This is a genomic window from Bacteroides sp. 51 (assembly GCF_010500965.1).
Lineage (GTDB): Bacteria > Bacteroidota > Bacteroidia > Bacteroidales > Bacteroidaceae > Bacteroides.
Map to the genome: position 1 here is coordinate 1 of NZ_QVMI01000005.1, position 18,580 is coordinate 18,580.

Consider the following 18,580-nt stretch of genomic DNA (forward strand, 5'->3'; position numbering starts at 1 on the left):
AATGCACGTGTCCTCAGACTACTGCAAACGGAATTGCAGGTGTAATCAATAGTTTAAACTATAGTCACACAATCACTTACACGACTTTTCGTGTCACACTCCCGGATCGAAATACGAAGTCACCATATTGGTCGCCTCTGTAATCCCGCCGACACCATTTCCCTGGGCGAAAACGCCCATCACACTAAGCAGTAATGCTGCTGAAAACAATACTCTTTTTTTCATTGTCGAAACATTTAAAATGATACATAAGAATGAATTCGACAGCGAATATATAATGGATAAATCATTGATTTATAGGATTGACGACGTGTTACACCATATGTCATCGTGTTGCATCAAAGGCCATGAAAAAGCCCTGCTTATTTGAAGAGCAGGGCTACTGAAACACCAATTATTGTTTGCAGTTATCCATATTTATTATGTTGTTTCAACCAATTATCAAAATAGATCAAATCTGCACGGCCAATTATTGTATATGACATCCAATCGTTTTTTAGAACATTGAAAGTTGGTGAGTCTTTTCTACCAGATATAATTTTTTTAAGTTCTTCTATGGAGTTTCTTCTATGATGAAATATCATAGTTTTTGATAATAATTGTGCTACATCGCCGTGTGTCATTCTTATGGCAATTTCATTGCCATGCTCTCGTTCGTAACGTAACGCTTCGTGAAACAACCCCGTACGCAATACATGCGAAATAAATTGAAGCCAATTACAGTGGAATAAGCTATTTTCTTTAAGTCTTAATTTAGACAACAGACGAACTATGCTAACACTTGCGTCGTGTATATTCAAAGGCAATAAAGTAGCTGTAACTGATAGTGCACCTGCCTGCATAAAGGCGTCTGTTAAAAGATTGGTTAATCCGTTAGGGGGCATTGTAGAACATGCAGAAATAAAAATTAAAGGAGCAGAAATACCATTAGTGACGATATCGTCTCCTGAGAGGGTTATTCCATTTTCATCATCAATAATCAGATAGCATTGTTCTGTTTTGGAGTCATATGTCCCATGACAATCAAAAATTAATAAACGCGGTTGATATTGCTCTAGTGCATCTTTAATCTCATTTATATCCTTACAGTTAACACTTTGAAATCCATAGTCTTTTTTAAAGCTGTCGATAGCTTTAAATGCTTCTTGCATTGTTTTGTCAGAATCCGATGCACAATGAATAACTAAAGTTCTTTCAATTATATCATCTGTAATAACGAAAGATTGTCGCTTATGTGCAATAACACTATTAACTATTGCATTATTATTAAATTCTGGGACTCTGCATACATCATGTGTGAAACAAAGAGGAACTCCATCTATATACATCCACTCTAATGGCAAGTCACTTATTATAAATATTTGCCCATTTCGTTCCTTTATAAGACCTTTTATCTGATCATCCAGAATTAATGAAGATATTTTCTCTCCAAATTTCTCTATGGTTATATTTTTACTTTTATTTTGAGGAAAAGAATTGTTTAAAAATGCTACCTCTGCATTTATTGACTTAGAAATTCGTGGTAACCGAACTACTGGAGAATAGTTGTATCTAGCATGCAACCAAGATATATAATCCAGATAAAGGAGTTTTGTATTCACTTCCAAAAGTAGATGAGCAATTTCTTTCCGAGATAAAATTTCACCAACTTCATCATCTACTGTATAACTATACGATTTGTTTTGTTCACAAAGGAGAAGTTTTGACGCCGCTCTTTCTTTCTTGGTTTTGACTTTTCCCTTGATTATATTACTGTGTAGTATGGACACATATGGACTCACCAAAACTAGTGTTGGATAATGAGGATTTGAAGCCATTCCTTCTAATAGTTGTGGATTATGTTCATAGAAAAAAGTAACAAATCTATCAAGAGTATCCACTTGGGCTATGATGTCATCAACTCGTTTATCAGGTTTCGGGTATATTCTCTCATCATTTTGATCTGGATTAACTGGCTCAAGCCAATTATTGCCAATAATCTGATTTAATATGAAGAAATTATTCTCTGTTATGTTTGAATAATGATAAGGGTTTTGGTCAAACAATAATTTTTCTGAATTTATAGACAAATTAGAGAAGTCATATTCGAGGTCAATATTCTTAAGGTATGAATAAATTTTGTCTTGATCTCGCTGTAATAGTCGAATTAAGTCACTGGCGTCTTCAAATAGAATATTAGCATCATAGATCGTAGTAACAGAAGGATTATTACCAACCACATGCACATAAGAGATATCAAATTGGGATATTAAATCTGCGTAAAAAGAATGATCTGACAGACTAGGATCAATTATGAATACTTTTATCTCACTTTTAGTGAACATCCGAGAATATGCAATTAATTCATCTTTTGCATTTTCCCCAAATAACTTCATATATTGTTCTGGGAAAGCAAATAAATCAATATTATTTTTTAGCCCCAACTTGAAACTGGTTTCAAAATATCCGATTGAATCATTCATCTGAATTAAGTCCACAGGACATTCTCGCAATAATCTGAATAACTCATAACTATACTTATTATAATGATACGATGAGTCGTCTGAATAGATTGAAATATATTGAAATTGACAAATTGATGAAGTCATAATCCATTGTATTAAGATAAAAATATTAATAGCACTTTAAAAATACAATAATATTCTTTATATTCTGTATTTACGTATTTTTCTAAGCCCAAAATACTCATAAAAAAACACTTGACAAAATTACTTATCAAGTATTTTCTTACAAATTAACGAATGCCTTTTTCAATTTGTTCTTATTGACTTTCCTCTCTTACTATCTGCTGAGTGATTATTATAAATTCAGGCTTATACGAAGCTGTTTATGTCAAATTCTTTCAAGTCACGTTTAGATTTTCTGTGTGATAATGGATTGCCCACTTCATCAAGACAATCCCTCATTAAACTCTCTACATTATCCTGATTACTTACCTGATGAGTGATAAACTCATACAAATCTGTATCTTTTATATTATGGATAGTCTTAGCTGCATCGATAATCTTTTGTTCATCAGTGGTTGCATCGGTTAAAACTCCAACCGCATTTGCCATTTCTTCATAAGTGAGTCCAGTGGAGAAATCGGGGTCAAGCTCAGTAGTTAAATCGTCCATTACTTCAAACCGCTCTTGCTCTTTCTGCATTTCCTCCAATATTACAGATGAAACTGATAATTCTGATTCCACCTCCTCCTCCGAAATATCAGGTTCTTCCCCAATGAAATCTGATGGCTCCAGTTTTTCGGTATGAGCCGGGATCTTTGCCGCCAGTTCTGGATCGTCCAGATAGGTGATTGTCGTTTTTCCAACCACCTCTGAAAGTTCTTTTTCCGTCACCACCGTGATAACAGGCCCCGGGGCGTCTTTAGGTGGTCGAACAGGAATCCTATCCCACAGTCCAAACAGCCTTTGATTAAATACGATGATCCAAATCTTGTAAAAGACATAGCCACATGTGAGTAGCTTTACTGTAAAATAAATATATGTTTCCACCATAGTTATAAAAGTAAGTCTGAATTATTTCGATAAATATCATTAATCTCCTCTTTGTACTCCTTCAGATGATTATCCAATACATTGTCAATAAAGTTGGGAACACTAATGTCTTTGGCAATGATACTGAGAATCTTCGAGATCTTATCATACAATGCCGCATTGATATAGGTCTGTTTTTTTGTACCGGTATCTTTTCTCAAAAATACGGATTTGTAATCTTTGGGTTCCCGTCTACGTTTTGATTTTGGCTGGCCTGTTTCTTTTTCCTGAATCTCCGCTATCTCGTCCTCCATAACGGAATTTTTAGTTATAGAATCACTTACCGGAACTTCTTTCTTCGGAATCGTTTCTTCTTTAATGGGTTCCTGATTAAGTCGGGGAATATCCCCAGACATCATGGACTTAATCAAATCTTCGTCCACATCTACTTCTTTCCTTTTAGCCATAGAATTACAGTTTTATGATTTCACACAGTTCATCTACCAACTCATCTATACAGCTCCCTTTCAATATCTTCTGGGGAGGTGGGAAAAGGGTACTTCTAAAAAAAGGTTTTCCTTTCATGGAGAGTTCCTTATCGAAACGTCTCGATTCTGGGAGTACCGTTTTAAGAACTTTCAGATTGAGTCGTTCCATGATTTTTTGATAAGTATCATACACTTCTGTACTGGCACGCCTATCCACTTTATTCCAGAAAAAGAGGAAGTCTTTCAATGGTATATCCTGTTTACCTTTCAAATAATCAAGAACGGCTGTCGCAAATGACATAGTACTCTGCATGACTATTCTATCAGCGACAATAGGCGTTAACACATAGTCCATATTAATAATGGTCTTAAAAACGCCTTCTGAGGACAGGCTACCCGGCAAATCGACAAGAATGATATCAAGGTCGGGATTAGACTCTAGCAACTCGCTTATCTTGATTCTTGCTTCAGCAGGAGTTGAATCTACAATGGTATAAGCCTTCTTCTTTATCTTTTCCCATTGTGCCATCATGAGTTGTTTGTACTCATCTGTTTTCTCAACCGTCTGCATATCCCTTTTACGCATATGACTCACACTGTGCTGGAGGGTGTCGCAATCAACGATTGCCACATTTTTTTCTTTTACGTAATGCAGGTAACTTGCTAAAAGGACCGTTACCGATGATTTGCCGACACCACCCTTTTGATTGCTCATAGCGACTAATAATGTTTGTTTCATCTCACAATTGTTTTTAGTTTAAAAATTATCTGTTTCATTGCCTTGCTGCATCAGTGTATCGATGCGGTAAGGCTATGTTATTATATTGTAGGATTGCATTCATGCGAGGTTACAACCCCCTGTTGCATTATTGCATCATTGCATTAAAACCATAATGCATTGATGTGTCGATGCTTAACTGCATCAATGCGATGATGCATCCTTATATTAATGCATTGTAACCATAAGGCATCCATGCGGTATTATTTTGATGCAATCGTATGTTATTGCCTAAATGCCATATTGCATTGAAGTATTACTACACTATTACCATATCACATAATTGCATCATTATCCTGCACCAATGTGTCAATGTCTCGATGCATCACTGACATTTTGCATGATTGCTCCACTACACTGATGCTTCATTATATTACTACCCTGATGCACGTTTGCATTAGGGTGGCAAATAAAGGCTGAATTCTCCTTTCCACCTCCGATTTTCTCCCTACTGACGATATGTGACACTGTATGTCATCTTGTTACATAATAGTAGCTATTTCATACACAAATGACCTGTTCTACCTTTGCTTTTGAAATGATACACCTTTACGACAATGGTAAAACCAGTCAAGAAACATAGCTATTTTACACGGGCGGCAATAATTTGCAGCAGGCAAATTCATGTTCCCGGGAACATAGCAAGTTGTGTTTCTTGCCGCACGAAATACTTCGTGCAGCGCCAAACAAACTTGCCACTCGCCTTTGGCTCGGGGGCGATTTACTCCAAAGTCGTAAATCGTGTGTGGATGATTATCAGTAACTAAATATTGCCAGTATGACAGATGATAATAAGAGTAAAAAGAATAAAACAGTTGGGCGTAAGCCGAAAAAGAACCCTTCAAAATACCGCTATACGGTCAATCTAAACGATGAAGAAAATGATAAATTCCAGCTCCTTTTGGAACAGTCAGGAGTGGATAATATCAGCCGTTTCATCCATCATGCCCTGTTCGGGAGAGAAATTAAGATTGTAAAAGTGGATAAAGCTACAATGGATTATTACATCCGGTTGACGAATTTCTATCACCAGTTCCAAGCTATTGGGAACAATTATAACCAAACAGTTAAGGCATTAAAAACAAATTTCAGTGAGAAACGGGCACTCGCTTTACTCTATAAACTGGAAAAAGGTACCATTGAACTCATACTTATGAGTAAACAAATCATTGCATTAACCAGAGAATACGAAGAAAGATGGTTACAAAAATAAACCGGGGAAGTTCACTTTATGGAGCGCTTGTTTATAATCAGGAGAAGGTAAATGAGGCTACGGCAAGGATTATTTCCGGGCACCGGATGATTACGGACGTTACCGGAAATGCGAATAAAATCATTCAGCAGACGATGCTTTCTTTCGAGAATTACCTGCTTGCCAATAAGAATACCGAAAAGCCAATCCTTCATATTTCATTAAATCCCTCACCGGAAGATTACCTGTCGGATAAACAGTTTGCTGAACTGGCTGATGACTATATGAACCGCATGGGATATGGCGACCAACCATACATCGTATATATACACGAGGATACCGGACGCAGGCATATACATATTGTATCAACCTGCGTGGATGAGAACGGCAACAAGATTTCTGATAAATATGAATGGAATCGCTCGATGAAAGTTTGCCGGGATTTGGAAAGCAAATACAATCTCAAAAATATCGCAAATAAGGAAAGTGAGTTGTTGGAGCCTTATCTGAAAAAAGCGGATTACAGCAAAGGCGATATCAAAACACAGATTGCCAATATCCTTAAAAGCGTAAAGAACACATACCGTTACCAGACTTTCGGAGAATATAGTGCCATGCTTTCATGCTTTAATATCGAAGCCAAACAGGTGAAAGGGGAACACGAAGGAGTACCATTTACTGGTATTGTCTATGCAATAACAGATGATACGGGAAAAGTTCTCAGCGTACCAATTAAGTCTTCACTTCTTGGAAAAAGTTTCGGTTATGATGGGTTGAATAAACGTATGAAGCACAATACTAAAGAATTCAAAGCGGGGAAGTGGAAGCCCAAAATCCGGAATGAAATCGCATTGGCTATGCACGGTTCAAATGGAAGCCGTCAGGAGTTTATAAACCTCCTGAAAGGACGCGGTATGGATGTCGTTTTTCGGGAGAATGAAGAAGGACGAATATACGGAGTCACATTTATCGACCATAATTCAAAGGAAGTCTACAACGGCTCCCGTCTTGGGAAAGAATTTTCAGCTAACCAGTTCAGCCGCCTGTTTACCGAGCCTTCGGACGAGCCTCGACTCCGTAACGAGGCTGAGGACGGCAATCCTTGGAAAGACACCCTTACGGGAGACTTTCCAAAGGTTGCCAATAATATGGAATCCATCATCGAACAGGCATTCGGAATTTTCAACTTCGAACAACATGGTGATGACCCCCAGGAAGTGGCATTTTCCCGCCGCACAAAAAAGAAGAAGAAAAAAGACCGTTCGCACGGCATCTCATAAAATGATCAATAACCATTAAAAAATAGAATTATGCAACAAGAAGATGATTTAAGAGGATTGGCTAAGGTCATGGAATTCATGCGGGCCATATCTATCATATTTTGTGTAATCCATATCTATTGGTATTGCTACCAGGCGATACTGGATATGGGAGTGAACATCGGAGTAGTAGATAGGATACTCCTGAACTTTCAGAATACGGCAGGGCTTTTCAATAACCTATTGTTAACAAAGATGTTTGCCGTAATCTTTCTTGCACTGAGTTGCTTGGGAACCAAGGGAGTTAAAAACGAAAAGATTACGTGGGAGAAGATATATGCAGCATTGCTTTTCGGGTTGATATTCTTTTTCATGAACTGGTGGATGTTGCGTTTACCGTTTCCTTCAGTAGTAAACATGGGACTGTATGTACTAACACTTACCATCGGGTATATATTATTATTGATGTCAGGGGTATGGGTGAGCCGGATGCTCAAGCACAACCTTATGGAAGATGTCTTTAATGAAGAAAACGAAAGCTTTATGCAGGAAACACGTTTTATAGAAAACGAATACTCAGTAAACCTACCTACCAAGTTCTACTACCAAGGTAAATGGAATGACGGATGGATCAATGTTGTAAATAGTTTTCGCGCCTGCACGGTGCTTGGAACGCCAGGCAGTGGGAAAACTTTTTCAGTTGTAAATAATTTTATAAAACAACAGATTTCCAAAGGTTTCGCAATTTATATCTATGATTATAAATTCGATGATTTATCAGTTATCGCCTATAATGAGCTTTTAAAGAACATGCACAATTACGAAGTAAAACCTAAGTTTTATGTAATCAACTTTGATGATCCCCATAAATCACACCGGTGCAATCCGATTGCCCCCGAGTTTATGACCGACATCTCCGATGCGTATGAATCAGCGTATACCATCATGCTAAATTTGAACCGCACCTGGATTCAGAAACAGGGTGATTTCTTTGTTGAATCACCAATAATCTTACTGGCAGCTATTATTTGGTATCTTAAAATCTATAAAGAAGGGAAGTACTGTACCTTCCCCCATGCGATAGAACTCCTGAATAAACCATACGCTGATATATTTACAATCCTCACCTCTTATTCGGCACTTGAAAACTACCTTTCACCCTTTATGGACGCGTGGCAATCAGGCGCCCAAGACCAGCTCCAGGGACAGATCGCATCCGCTAAAATCCCATTATCCAGAATGATAAGTCCAGCACTTTATTGGGTAATGACAGGGAATGATTTTACATTAGACATTAACAACCCAAAGGAACCCAAAGTGCTTTGTGTTGGGAATAATCCTGACCGTCAGAATATTTATTCAGCAGCCTTGGGGTTATATAATAGCAGGATAGTGAAATTAATCAACAAGAAAGGTCAGCTAAAATCTTCAGTGATTATTGATGAATTGCCTACGATTTACTTTCGGGGATTAGATAACCTTATTGCTACTGCCCGTTCTAATAAGGTGGCGGTTTGTTTGGGGTTTCAAGACTACAGCCAGCTAAATAGGGACTATGGAGACAAGGAAAGTAAGGTGATCCAAAACACCGTGGGGAATATTTTCAGCGGACAGGTCGTGGGGGAAACCGCTAAAAACTTATCCGAAAGATTTGGTAAAGTGCTTCAAAAAAGGCAGTCTATTTCTATTAACCGGCAGGATACGTCCACATCTATTAATACGCAAATGGATTCCTTGATTCCGGCCTCGAAAATTGCTAACCTCTCACAAGGTATGTTCGTTGGTTCGGTAGCCGATAACTTTGGAGAAAAAATAGACCAAAAAATATTTCATGCTATGATTGTTGTGGATAATGAAAAGGTAGCTGCCGAAGCAAAAGAATATAAAAAAATACCTGTTATCAATGACTTTAAGGATGAGAATGGCAACGACATTATGCAACAACAAATCGACCGGAATTACAACCAGATAAAAAAGGACGTACTCAATATCATAGAAGATGAAAAAGAACGCATTCGTAAAGATCCTGACCTTTGCCATTTATTGGGCGAGGAAAAGATAACTCATGAATGACATTTTCAGTAATTACTTCAGAGTTTGTTTTTCCCGAATGGAATTGCAATTTATGAGGTCAGAAGAATTAGAGAATAAAACGGAATAGGAAATATGAAATAGAAACCTTCCGAAAAAGGACCTTTATATTAACTTGATGTTAAATACGTATCTGCTATCCGTTTTCAGAGTGTTTAATTGGTAAATACCCATATAAATGTTTTGCTAATCAGCATAATGTCTCTATATTTGCACGATGACATAATGCTGTGTCATCGTGCAAATATAGAGACATTATTTCGCATTTTATGAAATTAGAAGAATATATTAATAATACGTTGGGGATTGACATCAGAGTCGCTCCTTTGAATAATCAACTTTATAGGAATATACCTATGTATATCATAGCGGCATATGATGTAAATGAAACAACCCTCTTCGGACAGCAAGTTTGCTTACTACATCTGAAAGAAGAAAGTATTGATGCATTTCCTCCGGATACATTGAAAAAGCAAATGCAGTTCGTTGAACAAAAAACAACACTTCCTGTTGTTTTTGTCTTTGACAGCGTTGCTTCCTATAATCTCATGCGCTACGTGAAAAAAGGAATAAATTTTATTATTCCAGGGAAACAGATGTTCATACCTGCACTGATGATTGATTTGAGGAAAGTGCAGGATAAAATTCAACAGAAAACAGAGCATTTACTTCCTGTTGCCCAGCTTGTGTTATTTTATCACTTACAAAACGAAAAACTGACCGGGTTGACGGCTAAAATATTAGCAGAAAAATTTAATCAATCATACCGGACAATGAATCGGGCATTGAACAGCTTGGTCGATTCCGGTTTGTGCAGACTTATCGGTAAAAAAGATATGTTATTGGAGTTTGTCTATTCCGGAAAAGAATTATGGAAAGAAAGCCTGCAATATCTGCAGAATCCAGTCGAAAAAAGTACTTTTACAGAAAACAATAATCCCAATCCGGATATATCATGTGTAAGTGGAATGAATGCTTTAGCCAGATATACAATGATAAATGATGAATATAAAAAGTACTATGCCGTATACAGGAAGAACATTTCCAAACTTAATATAGAAACCAACAAATACGGAGGAGAAAATGAAATCGAACTTTGGAAATACGACCCGAAAGTATTATCAAAAGATGGCGTGATAGATAAACTGTCTTTATTCTTATTATTTAAGGATAGTGAGGATGAACGGATACAAATGGAAATAGAAACAATGATAGAAGAAATCCAATGGTAAAAGGAATAGAGAAATTTAGAGAATATTTTTCCGGCTTTGAAGACAACTATATCATTATAGGTGGAACAGCCTGTGATATTTTAGAAGAGAAAGCAGGGCAGCCACCGCGAGCGACTAAGGATATAGATATTATTTTAGTGGTAGAAGCACTTACTCCAGCATTCGTCAAACGCTTTTGGAAGTTCGTGAAAGAAGGAGAATTTCAATCGCGGGAAAAAGGAAATGGAAAGCATGAATATTTTCGTTTTCTAAAACCCGGAAAAGATGAATTTCCATCTCAAATTGAAATATTCTCTAAAGTCCCGGATATGATTAAAGTTCCGGAAGATGCTGTTCTTACACCGGTTCCGGTTGATGAGGACCTCTCAAGTTTATCTGCCATACTGATGAATGAGGAATATTATGATTTTACATTGGCTCATAGCGACATAGAAGATAAGGTACACATTGCGAATATCGAAAGTCTTATCGTCTTAAAAGCAAAAGCGTTCAATGACTTAAGCAACCGCAAAGCGAGTGGAGAAAAGATTGACAGTAAAAATATCACGAAACACAAAAATGATGTATTTCGTTTAGTTACTATGCTGGGTGAAGCAGATAATTATTCTCTTTCTCCTGATATTTTCCTTGACCTGACAGTTTTTTGTAAAGCAATCCATGGCTCCATGCCCAACAAAGATTTTTTCAAATCCATAGGGCTACCGGGAGTAAAACCGGAAGGTGTTTTTGGACGGCTTTGTAGTGCTTTTAATATTGAGATGGATGATGACAATACAGTACGCCTCTGATTTACACCTGGAGTTTAGAGATAACGCTCGTTATTTACGTGAAAATCCGATTATCCCTATAGGCGACATCTTGTTACTTGCCGGGGATATTGGTTATCTTAATGATGATAATTATAGAACACACCCCTTCTGGGATTGGGCTTCTGATAATTTTCATCAGACACTTATAGTGCCGGGTAATCATGAATTCTACAAAGGATATGACCTTGGAAAACTTTATGATGGATTCAATCTGGAAATACGAAGTAATGTACACTGTTATTATAATGCTTTAGTTTCAATTAATGACGTTGATTTCATCCTGTCGACACTTTGGTCACACATCGTTTTGGAAAATGCATTTGTAACAGAACGCAGCGTCTCTGACTTTCACCGGATTATATATAATGGAAAACCATTGACTACAAACCTCTTTAATGAAGCGCATGAAAAATCCCTGGACTTCTTGAGTAAAGCATACGAAGCAAGTAAAAACCATAAAAAGGTAGTAGTGTCACATCATGTTCCTACGTCACTGTGTATGGCTGACGAGTTTAAAGGTAGTAACATTAATGGCGCCTTTGTTGCAGAACTATATGATTTTATCTATGATAAACAAATCAATTATTGGGTGTATGGCCATTCCCATAGGAATTTGCCTATGGTGGATATAAATGGAACAAAAATGGTATGTAACCAACTGGGATATGTCCATTATCAGGAGAATCTTTCTTTTAGTCGAGAAGCTTTTTTTGAGTTATGAGAAATGGATAAAAAAAAATCAGATTTTTGGAAAAGCTACAATATTCTAATTTCGGGATTACTCATGACTTCCTTGTATAATGTAAATCAAACCTTGTTGTAGGAATGATGGTTTGTGATAGTTCTTTTTGTAAATCTGTGTAGTTCATATCCTCTAATATATCACCTAATATTTTTCTTACACGTGGAGGATAAGAAACGGCTAATGATACGATTTTATTCAATACCGGATAATCGTAATTCTCGAAATATCTTTGTTTCAGGCTTTCATATACATCTTGTTCCGTTCTTCCGGGAATCTTTTTAATATCCTTAATAGCATCCAATAATCGCAGATAAAGAAGTATATCATCATTGGCAGGTTCATGGATATACGATCTAACGGTTTCTATAACCAATTTCTTGAAATTGAAACGCCTGATGGGTTTGGGGGTTGCTATGGTTATTACAGAGGGAACCTGTTCAGTAAGTCCCATCTTATTATAAATGTATGCTCCTGTTATATAGCCATCCAGTTTCTCTGTCAGGTATTTTAGTTGTTCATCCTGGTAAACAGGCAAAGACCCTAATCCTAAAGTTGATTTTTTAGGCTTATAATAGGCACCTTTCTCAATCCGGACAAGTTCCCCTTTTTTATTTTTCTGGGAAAGGATTACGGCAACATGGGCAAATTTATCATATGGGAACATAAGGTCCTTGAAAGTGAAAATTTCTCCACTTTCAATACTATCTATTTGCTTATTGATGTTTTCTTTAAAAGATTTCATACCTCTAATTATTATCATACAAATATAATAAATTATGTAATTACATGCAAATACATAATTTGTAAATATAATATTGCCCATCACCAACTATAATACTTCACTTTTGACTTCTCATGCACGTCCTTTCTAGAAGATAACTTGAATCTTGCTTCATTCACGTTCAGGGCCCTTCGGGTTTTAGGGAAAAATTTACGTGCGCTTTGCTGGTAAATTTTCCCCGTAAAAAACGCTCCTGAAACAACATTCAAGTTGAGGTATGAATTAGGGACTTAGCATGTGAAGCCGAAACGATGATGCATATTAGATTGATTGCCAGGGATGCTATGGCCATATTTGTTCCCAAGTGTTTAAATGGCTTTACATCACTAACGCCCAATCCTATGTTTTTTACAGCTTATTGCAATATAAATAATTCGTGGGGGACTAAAGCTGCTCCCCTCACAAATCTGCATATTACTGTTTTGGGCTTGGGAAAGACCTACTTTTTCCCATATTTTTTTTCCTCTTTTCTTCTTTTCCTTCGTTTATATCCTGTGGTTTTCTTCTCTTCTCTCTTCCCTCTTTTCTGTCACTTTCTGAATTTTCGGTTTCGTCTTAATACCTTTAAAGATGACACATGATGATATATAGTGAAACAGGTCGTCAGCCATTTGAAAATCAGCGTTTTGTGTGATTTTACAGTCTATTTTTGATCCGGTATTTATTTAATAACGAATCAAAAAATAGAAAAGATGGCAAAAGAAAACATCCGGGGAGACACTTCTCCAAAACCACCCATTCAGGAGAATGAGCAGTTCAGCGACATCATACTCATTCTGGACAAAATGGAACTAATGATTCAGGCAGTATCTAAAATCGGCAAGGACGGAAAATACGAAACCGTGCCTGCCGACCAAAAGAATCAAAACGAATTCCTGAAAGTAGATAAACATTCCAGTATCGTGGAAAACTTCCTCAAAAACTTCTGGAACCAACTAAAAGACCCGACTCATTTCGGAATCTTTTCCATGAAAAATAAAGAACTGGATAAGCCGGAGAATGTGCAGGCTATCAAAGATCTCGCCGAAGGAAAGAAAACCGATGCAGTGACTGAATTCCTCAAAAACTACGAGATAAAACCAAAGCATGTCGCAAATGAGCAAAGTATTAATAATAAAAATGATGAGACCATGGCAAAAAAGACAGCTCAACAAGAACAGCAACAGGCTCCGGCTGCGGAAAACAGCCAGCCAAAGTATCGCTACAATGAAGCGATGATTAATTGGGAAGAACTTAAAAACTTTGGTATATCCAAGGAATATCTTCAGGAGAAAGGATTACTCGACCAGATGCTCAAGGGATATAAGACAAACCAGACCGTACCCATTACCATGAATTTCGGATCTGCCGTATTACGGACAGACGCCAGACTGTCCTTCCAACAATCGGTAGCAGGTCCGGTCGTACTTGGTATTCACGGTATCCGTCAGAAACCGGAACTTGACAGACCTTATTTTGGACATATCTTTTCGGAAACGGATAAAAAGAACCTGTTGGAAACAGGTAACATGGGACGTGTGGTAGATCTCAAAACCCGTTCGGGAGAATTTGCACCCTCGTTTGTGAGTTTGGACAAACTGACCAATGAAGTGGTAGCCTTAAAGGTGGAAAACGCTTTTATCCCCAATGAAATCAAAGAGGTGAAACTGACCGAACAGGAAAAGAATGATCTCAAAGAAGGAAAAGCGGTTTATATCGAAGGCATGAAATCCAACAGTGGGAACGAATTCAATGCGCATGTACAGTTCAACGCTGACCGACGTGGGATTGAGTTTAAATTCGATAATGATAAAATATTCAATCGCCAAACGCTGGGAGGTGTCGAGCTCTCTTCCAAACAGGTAGAAGACCTCAATAACGGTAAGGCCATCTTTGTCGAAGGCATGGAGCGCAAAGACGGGGAGCAATTCTCTGCTTTCGTAAAACTCGATGAGGCAAGCGGACGCCCATCGTATACCCGTTACAACCCCGATTCACCTGAAGGTGCCAGGGAAATCTACATTCCCAAAGAGATGAACGGTACGCCGCTTACACCTCAGGACCGCGAAGAACTAGCACAGGGTAAAGCTGTATTTATCGAAAATATGGTGAACCGCAAAGGAGAAGAGTTTTCTTCCTTTGTAAAACTCGACCTTGAGACGGGGCGGCCGAGTTATTCCAGAACACCCGACGGTTTTGAGCAACGTCCGGATTTTAAGATCCCGACAGAAGTCTGGGGCGTATCATTGTCGGCTACCCAACGGGGGCATCTGCAGGATGGTAAAGCGGTTCTGGTGGAAGGAATGAAAGGCTTTGACGGCAAACAATTCTCCCAATATGTGAAAGCAAATTTTAATCAGGGAAAGCTGGATTATTACAACGAGAATCCCGACCGGAAGAAGGATGCTTCACAGCGGAATGTGGTTGCACAAGGACAGAACCAGCAACAGGAAAACAAAAAATCAAAAGGCAAAAGTAAAAGTGTCGGATAAATAAAAGAATAACATATTTATGAAAACTAAAAATGAGAATACGCCTTTCAAGGTAGAAGATGTGAACTGGGATGAACTCTCCGGGATCGGGATTCTAAAAGACGAATTGGAACTCTCCGGTGAGCTTGATACGCTACTTAGCGGTGAGAAGACGGGCGTCATACCGCTCAGCCTTGTTTTACTTGGTGTGGATGTGATTATGGATGCAACCTTGCAGCTGGTACGCAAAGGAGATTCGCCATTGCTTGAAATTACGGGTATCCAGCCTGTCAATTAACGATTCATTAACCGGCCGTTTCTCCTTACCGGGGAAACGGCTTTTCTTTTATCAACTAATAAATCAAATCATGATTGCAATATTAACCGAAAAGCCTTCTGTGGGCTTAGATATTGCCCGTATAGTCGGGGCAACCCAAAAGAATGACGGCTACATGGAAGGCAGCGGCTATATGGTTACCTGGGCATTGGGACACCTTGTCTCGCTCGCCCTTCCCGAACAATACAGTTTCACACGGTCATCCGCATCCAGCCTCCCCATTTTACCCAGCCCCTTCCAGTTGGTTGTCCGGCAGAAGAAAACGGCAAAGGGAATGGTAGCGGATAAAGCGGCAGCAAAACAGCTGAATATTATTGACCGGGTTTTTAATCAGTGCGACAGCATTATTGCAGCTACGGATGCAGCACGCGAAGGGGAAGCCATTTTTCGTTATATTTACACTCATTTGGGATATACAAAGCCTTTCAAGCGGTTATGGATTTCTTCACTTACCGATGAAGCCATCCGGAAAGGATTGGCAAACCTGAAAGAAGGAAGCGAATATGACGGCTTGTACAGAGCTGCGGATTGCCGGGCAAAGGCTGACTGGCTCATTGGGATGAATGCAAGCCGTGCGCTTGCTGTTTCTTCCGGCACAGGAAATAATTCACTGGGTAGGGTGCAAACGCCCACACTCGTCATGATATGCGCCCGGTACCACGAAAACCGGAATTTTATTTCCGCAAACTACTGGCAACTTTATATCACACTCGAAAAAGAAGGAGAGTTCCGCCGGTTCCGGTTTGTGGAAGACCTGAAAGAAAAAACCAAAGCGGAGAACCTGTATAAACACTTGAAAACCTTTCCGTCGGCAAGGATTACAAAAGTAGAACGTAAGACGGTTCATCAGGCACAGCCGCTTTTATATGACCTTACCACCCTCCAAAAAGAATGTAACATTCACCTTGACCTCCCGGCTGAAAAGACATTGGAGATTGCGCAAAGCCTGTACGAAAAGAAACTCGTTTCGTATCCGAGAACTTCTTCCCGTTATGTGCCGGAGGATGTATTCCGTGAAATCCCGTCATTGCTTCGCGTAGTTCTGCGTATGGATAAGTTTAAGCATTTCGCAAATGGAATAGATGTGCTTCGACTGGCAAAAAGATCGGTAAACGACAAAAAGATAACCGATCACCATGCGCTTATTATCACAGGTGAGTATCCGGAAGAAATCTCGGCATTGGAACGGAAGGTGTACCACATGATTGCCGGACGTATGCTGGAAGCCTTTGGACCGAAGTGCGAAAAAGAAACCCTGTTAATGGAGGTCTCCTTGGGCGATCTTCTATTCTGTTCCCGCTCCCAGAAAATACTTTCTGCCGGATGGAGAGGTGTATTTGGTCGTCCGGAGGATAAGGAAGCTGACGAAAAAGGCTCAGATGAAGGCATGGCCGAATTTGAAGAGGAAGAAAACGGAAAAGTTGGTGGGCATAGCCTGGTACAAAAAAAGACGATGCCCAAACCACTTTACACGGAAGCAACCTTACTCACAGCGATGGAGGCAGCAGGCAAAACGATTACTGATGAAGCAGCCCGGGAAGCAATGAAAGATCAGGGATTGGGAACACCGGCAACTCGTGCGGCGATTATAGAAACCTTATTCAAAAGGGAGTATATCGAACGTGCAGGCAAATTGTTGGTACCGACCGGGAAAGGGTTATCACTTTTTGATGCCGTAAAAGATATGAAAGTAGCTGACGCAGAAATGACTGGCGGGTGGGAAAAAGCACTTACGGATATAGAAAAGAATGCCGGTTCACCCGATACCTTTATGAAAGCAATCGAGGTCTATACCCGCCAGGTAACAGAAGAGGTCCTGTCGCTAAAGTTCCCGGAACTTGCAGCTAATTCCACCCTCTGCCCCAAATGCGGGACCGGAAGAGTGGTGGTTCGTTCCAAACATGCCAAATGCGACAATGAGAAATGCGGCTTGCTCATATTTCGTAAATGCCTGAACAAAGAACTCACAGACCAACACATCGGACAGCTACTCTCTTCCGGCTCCACAGAACTCATCAAAGGGTTTAAGAACAAAAAGGGGAATACGTTTGATGCGAAGCTGGTTTTCGATTCAGACCACAACATTACTTTTTCATTTTCTAAAACCACGGAAAAAGGAAAGAGAAAAAGGAAACAATAGACGGCTTCCGGCTCATAAGCGAAGCACAGTTAAGCTGTGCTTTACTCATTTAGAAAAAATAAGGTGTGGGAGGAGAAGCCCCTTGCCGTCCCGATTCATTGGCAAATATAGCTTCATGTTCTTATCCACAAGCAAGGTCAGGCCGCTAAAGCGGTTTTTGGAAAAGTCATCCTCGCCTATGGCTGCGGTATTTTTCCAAAAAACCTTGCATGTGGGAACACTTCGCTGTCTTGCCCCTGAATCGGGAACGACAAGAAGTTCCCATAATAAAATATGAATATGAATACAAACAATCTCTCTCCAAACGTAAAGAAGTGGGCAAAGATGATAGGGTTTATCATATTTGCATTTTTCGGATTCAGCTACCTGAACCGGCATGGAGTATCACCGGTGTGGACAGCGGTACTGATTGTTCTTTTTCCCGGAATCTTTCGCTTCTTCTATAAAGTAATATGCTTTCTGGTAGCAGTAGCTCTGTTTATAGCTCTTCTTGGTTATCTAATCTTTTAAAACATAATAACATGGAAAATAGAATGAAAACATACATGCCTCAAATGCCTGTCAAAACAAACAGGAACCCGGTAAGGGAAATACCGGAGATGGGGATTTGTATACTTCCAAGAGGTACGACAGGCTTTGTAAGAATCGGCAGTTTAATTGAACCGCTACGACAGGTCATGAATTATCCTGACCGAAACAGGTTGATGGCAGAATTATTCAAAGATTATAAAAAGGATTATAAGTAGGAATACAAAATGAGAAAAACAAAAGAAGCATAGCCGGGTATGGAGACATATCCGGC

Annotated in this window: 16 protein-coding genes and 1 pseudogene; 11 read left to right on the forward strand and 6 right to left on the reverse strand. The window is 39.0% G+C overall.

The window, feature by feature from the left end; translation table 11 throughout:
* Window positions 1-102: 102 nt before the first annotated feature.
* The 5 genes and pseudogenes from D0T87_RS05965 to D0T87_RS05985 form a co-directional block, all read right to left on the reverse strand.
* Window positions 103-225: pseudogene (locus D0T87_RS05965) on the reverse strand (DUF4134 family protein); the annotation flags it as partial.
* 182 nt (window positions 226-407) lie between these two features.
* Entirely contained in the window at window positions 408-2,462 is a 2,055-nt protein-coding gene (locus D0T87_RS05970) for a CHAT domain-containing protein (RefSeq protein WP_203558621.1), read from the reverse strand.
* A 351-nt stretch (window positions 2,463-2,813) separates the two neighbouring features.
* A complete protein-coding gene (locus tag D0T87_RS05975; protein ID WP_163173796.1) occupies window positions 2,814-3,497 on the reverse strand; it encodes a DUF4122 family protein in 684 nt (227 codons plus the stop codon).
* Window positions 3,498-3,499: 2 nt separating this feature from the next.
* Window positions 3,500-3,943 carry a DUF3408 domain-containing protein gene (locus D0T87_RS05980; protein ID WP_163173798.1) on the reverse strand — a complete coding sequence of 148 codons (444 nt, stop codon included), beginning with the start codon at window positions 3,941-3,943 and terminating at the stop codon, window positions 3,500-3,502.
* 4 nt (window positions 3,944-3,947) lie between these two features.
* Complete coding sequence (locus D0T87_RS05985; RefSeq protein WP_163173800.1) at window positions 3,948-4,703, reverse strand: ParA family protein; 756 nt, start codon at window positions 4,701-4,703, stop codon at window positions 3,948-3,950.
* Between the two features lie 817 nt (window positions 4,704-5,520).
* Between D0T87_RS05985 and mobA the strand changes: the two genes are divergently transcribed.
* The 6 genes from mobA (at window position 5,521) to D0T87_RS06015 (ending at window position 12,046) form a co-directional block, all read left to right on the forward strand.
* Window positions 5,521-5,955 (forward strand): conjugal transfer protein MobA, encoded by a 435-nt coding sequence (mobA, locus tag D0T87_RS05990; RefSeq protein ID WP_163173802.1) that lies wholly within the window; start codon window positions 5,521-5,523, stop codon window positions 5,953-5,955.
* Window positions 5,940-7,214: a conjugal transfer protein MobB gene (gene mobB / locus D0T87_RS05995; RefSeq protein WP_163173804.1), complete on the forward strand. Its 1,275-nt coding sequence runs from the start codon at window positions 5,940-5,942 to the stop codon at window positions 7,212-7,214. Before mobA ends, mobB begins: the two co-directional genes overlap by 16 nt.
* Before the next feature lie 30 nt (window positions 7,215-7,244).
* Complete coding sequence (gene mobC, locus D0T87_RS06000) at window positions 7,245-9,266, forward strand: conjugal transfer protein MobC (RefSeq protein ID WP_163173806.1); 2,022 nt, start codon at window positions 7,245-7,247, stop codon at window positions 9,264-9,266.
* A gap of 287 nt (window positions 9,267-9,553) precedes the next feature.
* Entirely contained in the window at window positions 9,554-10,516 is a 963-nt protein-coding gene (locus D0T87_RS06005) for a hypothetical protein (protein ID WP_163173808.1), read from the forward strand.
* Window positions 10,510-11,304 carry a hypothetical protein gene (locus D0T87_RS06010; RefSeq protein WP_163173810.1) on the forward strand — a complete coding sequence of 265 codons (795 nt, stop codon included), beginning with the start codon at window positions 10,510-10,512 and terminating at the stop codon, window positions 11,302-11,304. The genes D0T87_RS06005 and D0T87_RS06010 overlap by 7 nt, the downstream gene beginning before the upstream one ends.
* Window positions 11,282-12,046 (forward strand): metallophosphoesterase, encoded by a 765-nt coding sequence (locus tag D0T87_RS06015; RefSeq protein ID WP_163174023.1) that lies wholly within the window; start codon window positions 11,282-11,284, stop codon window positions 12,044-12,046. The genes D0T87_RS06010 and D0T87_RS06015 overlap by 23 nt, the downstream gene beginning before the upstream one ends.
* Window positions 12,047-12,107: 61 nt before the next feature.
* Here D0T87_RS06015 and D0T87_RS06020 read toward each other — a convergent pair whose 3' ends face one another.
* A complete protein-coding gene (locus D0T87_RS06020; RefSeq protein ID WP_163173812.1) occupies window positions 12,108-12,812 on the reverse strand; it encodes a DUF6088 family protein in 705 nt (234 codons plus the stop codon).
* Window positions 12,813-13,543: 731 nt separating this feature from the next.
* Here D0T87_RS06020 and D0T87_RS06025 point away from each other — a divergent pair.
* From D0T87_RS06025 to D0T87_RS06045, 5 genes are all read left to right on the forward strand, one after another.
* Entirely contained in the window at window positions 13,544-15,322 is a 1,779-nt protein-coding gene (locus D0T87_RS06025) for a DUF3945 domain-containing protein (RefSeq protein ID WP_163173814.1), read from the forward strand.
* 19 nt (window positions 15,323-15,341) lie between these two features.
* Window positions 15,342-15,599 carry a DUF4099 domain-containing protein gene (locus tag D0T87_RS06030; RefSeq protein ID WP_163173816.1) on the forward strand — a complete coding sequence of 86 codons (258 nt, stop codon included), beginning with the start codon at window positions 15,342-15,344 and terminating at the stop codon, window positions 15,597-15,599.
* Between the two features lie 70 nt (window positions 15,600-15,669).
* On the forward strand, window positions 15,670-17,778 hold the full coding sequence (locus D0T87_RS06035; RefSeq protein ID WP_163173818.1) for a type IA DNA topoisomerase: 2,109 nt from the start codon (window positions 15,670-15,672) through the stop codon (window positions 17,776-17,778).
* A 279-nt stretch (window positions 17,779-18,057) separates the two neighbouring features.
* Window positions 18,058-18,288 (forward strand): hypothetical protein, encoded by a 231-nt coding sequence (locus D0T87_RS06040; RefSeq protein WP_163173820.1) that lies wholly within the window; start codon window positions 18,058-18,060, stop codon window positions 18,286-18,288.
* Window positions 18,289-18,299: 11 nt separating this feature from the next.
* Window positions 18,300-18,524, forward strand: a complete 225-nt coding sequence (locus D0T87_RS06045; RefSeq protein ID WP_163173822.1) for a hypothetical protein — start codon at window positions 18,300-18,302, stop codon at window positions 18,522-18,524.
* Window positions 18,525-18,580 lie beyond the last annotated feature (56 nt).